The organism is Pseudomonas agronomica (genome assembly GCF_025917275.1).
Lineage (GTDB): Bacteria > Pseudomonadota > Gammaproteobacteria > Pseudomonadales > Pseudomonadaceae > Aquipseudomonas > Aquipseudomonas agronomica.
The window spans coordinates 1-512 of sequence record NZ_JAOSHO010001026.1 but is presented as its reverse complement, the minus strand read 5'-3'; the positions used below and the strand labels follow the sequence as shown (position 1 = coordinate 512).

Annotated in this window: 1 protein-coding gene; it reads left to right on the top strand. The window is 63.3% G+C overall.

The annotated features are described in order from the left end of the window. Nucleotides 1–512 (top strand): type VI secretion system tip protein VgrG (vgrG, locus tag OC610_RS28725; protein ID WP_264433172.1); only part of this gene is annotated, 512 nt, incomplete at both ends.

The following is a 512-nucleotide window of genomic DNA, read 5'->3' as shown; positions in this document are numbered from 1 at the left end:
CGCATCGAATTCACCTGCACCGAGCGCGACCTGGCGGCCACCGACGTGCTCAACCGCTGGGGTTATTTCAACCTGTACGCCGTGCCGCCACCGCCGACGCCCAAGGGTTTCACGCCGCCGGTGATCAAGCCGCTGCGCGCCTTCCATGGCGTGATCTCAGGCTTCAAGCGCCTGTCCGGTTCCAACGACGAAGCTCGCTACGAAATCACCTTGCAACCGCGTTTTGCGCGGCTTGGGCGCGGCAAGCAGTTTCGCATCTACCAGCAGCAGTCGGTGCCCGAGATCGTCGAGCACATCCTGCGCACGCGCCACGATTTTCGTGGCGAGGAGTTCTATTTCAACCTGGTGCGCCAGTACCCCCGGCGCGAACAGGTCATGCAATACGACGAGAGCGACCTGGCCTTCGTCGAGCGCCTGCTGGCCGAGGTCGGCATCTGGTACCGCGTCACCAGCGACGATCGCCTGAACATCGACGTGGTGGAATTTCACGACGACCAGCGGCACTACCAGCG